At 64.0% G+C, this 6199-nt stretch carries 6 protein-coding genes and 1 pseudogene; 4 read left to right on the top strand and 3 right to left on the bottom strand.

All coding sequences use genetic code 11. The features are described 5' to 3' along the window. Together CWO91_RS29965 and CWO91_RS29960 are read left to right on the top strand one after the other, a co-directional pair. Positions 1 to 493: TCP-1/cpn60 chaperonin family protein (locus tag CWO91_RS29965; RefSeq protein ID WP_283811029.1), on the top strand; the 493-nt coding region annotated here is incomplete at its 5' end. A gap of 401 nt (positions 494 to 894) precedes the next feature. Continuing rightward, positions 895 to 1181: pseudogene (locus CWO91_RS29960) on the top strand (GIY-YIG nuclease family protein). 61 nt (positions 1182 to 1242) lie between these two features. Here the strand turns inward: CWO91_RS29960 and lepB are convergent. Next, complete coding sequence (lepB, locus tag CWO91_RS29955) at positions 1243 to 1995, bottom strand: signal peptidase I (protein ID WP_130218752.1); 753 nt, start codon at positions 1993 to 1995, stop codon at positions 1243 to 1245. Between the two features lie 177 nt (positions 1996 to 2172). Next, positions 2173 to 3006 carry a LysR family transcriptional regulator gene (locus CWO91_RS29950; RefSeq protein WP_130218750.1) on the bottom strand — a complete coding sequence of 278 codons (834 nt, stop codon included), beginning with the start codon at positions 3004 to 3006 and terminating at the stop codon, positions 2173 to 2175. Between the two features lie 130 nt (positions 3007 to 3136). On the opposite strand from CWO91_RS29950, the gene CWO91_RS29945 reads away from it, so the two are divergent. Beyond that, the gene (locus tag CWO91_RS29945) at positions 3137 to 3730 is read left to right on the top strand and encodes a cysteine hydrolase family protein (RefSeq protein ID WP_130218748.1); all 594 of its coding nucleotides are present in this window, start codon (positions 3137 to 3139) and stop codon (positions 3728 to 3730) included. A 122-nt stretch (positions 3731 to 3852) separates the two neighbouring features. Here the strand turns inward: CWO91_RS29945 and CWO91_RS29940 are convergent, their stop codons facing one another. After that, positions 3853 to 4959, bottom strand: coding sequence for a DUF2778 domain-containing protein (locus CWO91_RS29940; RefSeq protein WP_165405808.1), 1107 nt, complete (start codon positions 4957 to 4959; stop codon positions 3853 to 3855). Between the two features lie 677 nt (positions 4960 to 5636). Here CWO91_RS29940 and CWO91_RS29935 point away from each other — a divergent pair. Next, positions 5637 to 6161, top strand: coding sequence for a FecR domain-containing protein (locus CWO91_RS29935; RefSeq protein ID WP_130218744.1), 525 nt, complete (start codon positions 5637 to 5639; stop codon positions 6159 to 6161). The last annotated feature ends 38 nt before the right edge of the window (positions 6162 to 6199 follow it).

Raw genomic sequence — 6199 nt, 5'->3', positions numbered from 1 at the left:
CGCGACCGAGGTCGAGGTGAAGGAGCGCAAGGATCGCGTTGATGACGCGATGCATGCGACCCGCGCGGCCGTGGAAGAAGGCATCGTCCCGGGCGGCGGCGTCGCCCTGCTCCGTGCCTCCGAGCAGCTCAAGGGCCTGCGCACCAAGAACGACGACCAGAAGACCGGCGTCGAGATCGTGCGCAAGGCGCTGTCGGCTCCCGCTCGCCAGATCGCGATCAACGCCGGTGAAGACGGCTCGGTAATCGTCGGCAAGATCCTGGAGAACAAGGCCTACAATTACGGCTTCGACTCCCAGACCGGCGAATATGCCGACCTCGTCAAGAAGGGCATCATCGACCCGACCAAGGTGGTCCGCACCGCGATCCAGAACGCAGCCTCGGTGGCCGCGCTCCTGATCACCACGGAAGCCATGGTCGCCGAGCTGCCCAAGAAGGGCGGCGCCGGTCCGGCGATGCCCCCCGGCGGCGGCATGGGCGGCATGGACTTCTGATCCAGCCACTCTGGCAAACGACGAAATGCGAAACCCCGGCAGCGATGCCGGGGTTTTTGTTTTTCTCCGCTCGTCATTCCGGGGCGCGCCCCTCCTGGGCGCGAGCCCGGAATCCATTTCACCACTTGCGACTGACCTGTTCGCCTGATCCCCTCACATGGAAGATCGGAATCCGGGCGGCAGTGACAGCATGCCAACCTCCGGACCGAGTCTGCGGATCAATGGATTCCGGGCTCGGCGCTTTGCGCCGCCCCGGAATGACGGAGTGGCACGATGGTCTTCATTGAACTCTGGGTTTTGTTCTACCAGAGTCCCTTTTGCAGACACACGCAAAGGTGGTATCCTCGTCATTCCGGGGCGCGACGAAGTCGCGAGCCCGGAATCCATTTCACCGCTTGCTCATGGCCCATTACGTCTACCTCCTCGCCAGCAAGAAATACGGAACGCTCTACATCGGCGTGAGAATGATATCGTCCGCCGCATCCATGAACATAAGAACAAAGTCGCTCCTGGTTTCAGCAAGCGGTACTCCGTCGACAGGCTTGTTTGGTTCGAGATCTACGACGATCCCATCACCGCGATCACGCGCGAGAAGGAATTGAAGAAGTGGCGACGGGAATGGAAAATCCGGCTTATTGAGGAGAAGAATCCTCAGTGGATCGATCTGTATCCGCAAATTGCGGTCTGAACTTGTGGATCAATGGATTCCGGGCTCGGCGCTTTGCGCCGCCCCGGAATGACGGCCGCCCTCACTCCACCTTCCCCAAACGCTCCATGTGCGGCTCGCCATCTTCGTCGAGCGACCAGAAGATCCGCGTCACCTTCCCGACGAGATTGTCCATCGGCACGAAACCGAATGTCGACATCATGCGACCGTCGGTGGAATTGTCGCGGTTGTCGCCGAGCACGAAGAAGTGGCCCGGCGGCACCGTGAAGACGTTGGTATTGTCCAGGAAGCCGTTGTCGATGCAGTCGTAGGTCACATAGGACGCGCCGCTCGGCAGCGTCTCCCGCCAGCGCTTGACCTTGACGCCGCCGTCCACACCGCAGGCGGCGCCGGCGAGCCCGTACTCGAGCGCGACGCGCATCACCGGGCGGTCGTTGAGGATGAGCTGGCCCTGCCGCATCTGGATACGGTCGCCGGGCAGCCCGACCACGCGCTTGACGTAATCGGCCGAACTGTCCTTCGCCGTCCGGAACACGACGATGTCGCCATGTTCGGGCTCGGCGGCAAAGACGCGGCCCGAGATCCAGGACGACGCGAAGGGGAAGGAATAGCGGCCGTAGCCATAGGCATATTTCGCGGCGAAGACGTAGTCGCCGACCATCAGCGTCGGCGCCATCGAACCAGAAGGGATGTTGAACGGCTGATACAGGAAGAAGCGAAACAGGAACGGCGGCGACCACAACACCGGGATCAGCAGGATCAGGATAACAATCGCCTTCCATTCTCGCGACTGCGCCGACGACCGCGGCCGGATCGTTTCCTGAAGAATGGTCATGCACCTGCCCTGATCAAGTCCGTAGGCGTCGCGAGATTACGCAACTTTTGCGCGCGCGCAATCCCGGCTCCGTGATCTTGGTCGCACAGGCGCGGCCACACGTTCATGGCGGGGCAACGCAACGGATATCTGGAGGTCCGCCCATGTGCGGCCCTCCGGTTTCACGCGCTCTCGGGGTTATCCCCGCGCAAGCTCGCTGAAACAGGCCCGCACCCACTCGATCGTCACGCGGGTCGCGGCATCGCGCTTGAGATGGTTTTGCACGAGCAGCCAGACGTCGCGCCGTTTCGGCAGCAGCGTGGCGCGCAGGCGGCGGTCGCCGAGCAAATCGGTGCAGCTGTGCTCCGGCAACACGCCCGCGGCCTGGTGCGAGCGGATCAGCGTGCGGATGACGCGGACATTGTCAGTCACGCAGCGCGGCCGGATTTTCTTCGTCCGCAGGAATTGCATCTCGGGAATGGCGCCGAGCTCGTCCGGATAGGCGCACAGCACCGGCTCGCCTTCAGCCGCGACCGGTTCGAAATAGTAGATGCGGATGTCGCCGAGTCTGGAGATCGAGAAGTCGCCCTTATCGGGCTTGCGCAGGCGGATCGCGAGATCGGCCTCCCGGCGCGAGAATTTGACGTTCTCGCTCGAGGTCAGGAATTGCAGCGTCAGGCCGGGATTGGCGCGCAGGAAGTCGCTCGCGCGCGGCGCCAGCATCTCCTCGGCGACCGCATTGGTCGTGGCAATGCGCAGTCGTCCCACCGGGCCAGGCAGGCTCTCGCTGATGCGGCCGATCTCGGCGGCATGCACCGCCATGGCCTGGACGTGCGCCAGCACCGCCTCGCACTGACGGGTCGGCTTGCGGAGACCGTCGGCAGCCTCGAACAGGCGCAGGCCGAGCGCACGCTCGATGCGCGACAGCCGGCGTCCGACCGTGGTCTCGTCGATGCGCAGCCGCGCGCTGGCGCCGGCATAGGTGCCCTCGTCCCTGACCGCGGCAATGATGCGAAGGTCGTCCCAATTCATGGTTTCGAGCCTACATCGGCGGGCACTGGCCTGCAATATCGCAGCCATCGGCTGCAATATCCCTGCATATCGGCAGGCTACCGACGAGCTATGCTTAGGCCAACATTCCGCCTTGGAGATTCTGAAGATCATGACGCCCGCAAAGACCCTGCTGCAGCTCGCCGGTGCCGACCTCACCCCGCCGCGTCTTGGCGACGCCGCGCTGGTGCTGATCGACATCCAGAATGAATATCTCGCAGGTCCCCTCGCCCTGCCCGACGCCAAGCCCGCGATTGCGCGGGCGGCCGGCCTGCTGGCACGGGCGCGCGAGCGCGGATCTGCGATCATCCACATCGCCCATCGCGGCAAATCCGGCGGCCTGTTCGATCGCTCCGCCGATCGTGGCGCCATCGTCACCGAGCTCGCGCCGCGTGCGGACGAGCTCGTGATCGAAAAGGAGCTGCCGAACGCCTTCGCCGGCACCGACTTGCAGGCGCAGCTCGCCGCGAGCGGACGCAAGAACATCGTGCTGGCCGGCTTCATGACGCATATGTGCGTCAGCTCCACCGCCCGTGCCGCGCTCGATCTCGGCTTTCGCACGACCATCGATGCCGATTCCTGCGCCACGCGTGATCTGCCCGACGGCCGCGGCGGCACGCTGGACGCCCGGACCATCCACGAGGTCGCGCTGGCCGAGCTGTCAGACCGCTTCGCGATCATCGCGCGCGGCGATGCGCTGAGGTGAGTGCCGGCTGAATCTGGACGTTTCCCCGCAAGGGGGCATTGAAGTCGGCCCTAAAGCGCGATGACGATTCATCCTCATCTCATCGCGCTTTAGACGGGCAGACATCGGCGGGCTTGCCGACGTCACTCCACCCGCGCCAGCACCGCGAGCTTGCGGATGCCCTTGTTGCGGTAGGCGTCGAGGAATGCGTAATAGTCCTTGAACGACACACAGCCGTTGGAATCGCCGTTCGGCCCGAGCATGAAGGTGTGCGCGAGCAGGCCGTCGCGGCCATAGATTGCACTCTCGCCGCCGACCGGGGTCAGGCGCAGCGCCGGCACGCCGTGGAACAGCGCCTCGCGCGGCTTCAGCGTGTAGATGTGCGGCGGCGTCACGCCGCGCATGCGGATTTTCGACGAGCGCGGGTCGTCGAGATTGGAGCCGAGGCCGGAATGCGCCTCGAGCTTGGTGCCGTCGGGCAGATAGACCGTCTTGGCCGTGATGTCGTAGACCGCGGTGTCGCGCTCATAGGGCGGCGCGCCGCCAAACATCGGGTTCTGCTCCTTCGGCGCGATGGACGCGGTAATGCTGGCATCGGCCGAGGCATAGGCGAGCAGCCCGCCGGACGGCTCACGCTTGCCCCAGAGTTTTTCGATCATCGACTGGCGCGGGCCGGTGATCGACATCACCGCGGCCTTGGCGCGATCGGCGAAGGATTTTGGCTTTGCCTCGGGCGCCGGCACGATCTCGGCCGGATCGGCCGAGGCCAGCTGCACGCCTGCGTCAGCGCGCTTGGCCTTGCCGGCGTCCGCAATCTTGGCCGAGCCGTGCGGCTTCAGCGCATCCGCGACCTTCGCGATCACGCTCGGCTTCGCAGCCTCCTTCGGCGCGTCCTTTGACGTTTCCTTGACTTCGGCAACCCTGGTTGCAGGCGCGGCAGGCGCGGCGCTGGCGGCGTTCGAGGCCACGCCTTGCGTCGCAGCCGCGGCAAAGCGCTCGTTGAACATCTCGCGCGAGATCGGCGCGGCCACCTGCAACCGGTCGGGCAAGAGCGCGAAGGCTTCCTTGACCGCCTCACCCGCCTCGCGCAGCGCGACCTTGGGCGCGCGCTTGATCACGGGCTCGTCGTAGCCGCTGTTGCCGACGGTCGGATAGACGCTGGCGCCGAGGATGTTGGTGTAGATGGTCCAGCCAGCGCCCATCACGACGCAGCCGATCGCCGCGGCGCCAAGCCAAGTGTGGGTGGTCATTTTCCGGGAAGATTTCCGCGAATAATTCTTCGAGAATTTCTTGGACTTCCGTGCCGCGTTACTCTGCGCAGCGATACTCGTACTCATTCGCCTTGCGTCCAGGACGGTGTCACTCAGTCCCCCTTCGAAGTGCCGCTGGTCACGATCCGGGAACAGCATCTCGCAGAGGGTCGGAGCGTCATTAAGGCGACTTTTAGTTAAATGCGGATTAAGTTCAGGCGGATATGGGGCAACTCGTTAATGCTGTCCCATTTCGAGAAAAAAGCCCGCAGAACTACGGACTTAGGCGAGACTGTTAACTATAATTCTCGGCCAGATCGGTGCGGTCAGGGACCTCCTCGGCCGCCTTTGTAAACGCATCCAACCAAGTCATTTTCGTGGTCTTCAATACCGCCTCATCCTAGCGGCGCAGCATTGCGCGAGGCTGGTGGACGCCGCTTCCAGCAGCCCTGCTCCGAGCCGGCCGATCACGGCAACAGCTCACGCACATCTCGCACCGCGGATCGAAGCGCTCATGCGGCACGGCGCCGTGACTGAAAGTTGATCGCGTTCAGTCTGGCAATCGCCACCACGAGAAAATAGCTCCTACCTGGCACTTTTCAGCAGCCTCTGCGAGTGATACGGTGCCGTATCAACATCGCCTTGGACTGTGCCGAGCACGCGAAACGGAGGCTGGCATGAGAGGCTTTTCACGCGCCGGGTTTTACGCCGTGGCGTGGTCATTGTTGTTGATTGGGTTTGCAAGTGCACAGCCTGCGACCAATGCGGGCTGCACGGCATCACCGTCGGTCGCGGGCACGCAAGTCTGGCGCTGCGACAACGGCATCACGATCGTTGCGGAAAACGGCGCCAGATTTGAACTAAAGGACGCCAACCGCGACGGACATATAGACTCCGTGGAGTTGAGCAGCAAAGCGCTGCTGATCGAGGTGCCCAAGAAGCCCGGCGGCAATCCCTTCAAGGTGCTGACGCCGCAAGCGATCGCCGCGGTGCGCGGCACAAAATGGGCGGTCGATGTCGCTGACGCCAAGACCTCGGTGTTCGTCGCCGACGGCCGGGTCGGCGTGAGCCGCAGGGCTCGTGGACGCGGCGTCGTGCTTGGACCGGGCCAAGGCGTCGATGTCGAGCCAGCCGGCCCGTTGACGGTCAAGACATGGGGCCAGCCGCGCGTCGACGCGCTGATGGCGAGGCTTGGACAATAAGGCTGGGTCAACAACGCTCGGCCAATGAGATTTGGACG

Origin of the sequence: Bradyrhizobium genosp. SA-3 (assembly GCF_004212635.1) — a bacterium.
Lineage (GTDB): Bacteria > Pseudomonadota > Alphaproteobacteria > Rhizobiales > Xanthobacteraceae > Bradyrhizobium.
This window is presented reverse-complemented; position numbering and strand designations above follow the sequence as displayed.

What these genes read in the sequence shown, in the direction of transcription:
- CWO91_RS29940 (WP_165405808.1), bottom strand. Translation starts at nt 4,959, where the DNA reads ATGACCACCCACACTTGGCTTGGCGCCGCGGCGATCGGCTGCGTCGTG.
- CWO91_RS29935 (WP_130218744.1), top strand. Translation starts at nt 5,637, where the DNA reads ATGAGAGGCTTTTCACGCGCCGGGTTTTACGCCGTGGCGTGGTCATTG.
- CWO91_RS29945 (WP_130218748.1), top strand. Translation starts at nt 3,137, where the DNA reads ATGACGCCCGCAAAGACCCTGCTGCAGCTCGCCGGTGCCGACCTCACC.
- lepB (WP_130218752.1), bottom strand. Translation starts at nt 1,995, where the DNA reads ATGACCATTCTTCAGGAAACGATCCGGCCGCGGTCGTCGGCGCAGTCG.
- CWO91_RS29950 (WP_130218750.1), bottom strand. Translation starts at nt 3,006, where the DNA reads ATGAATTGGGACGACCTTCGCATCATTGCCGCGGTCAGGGACGAGGGC.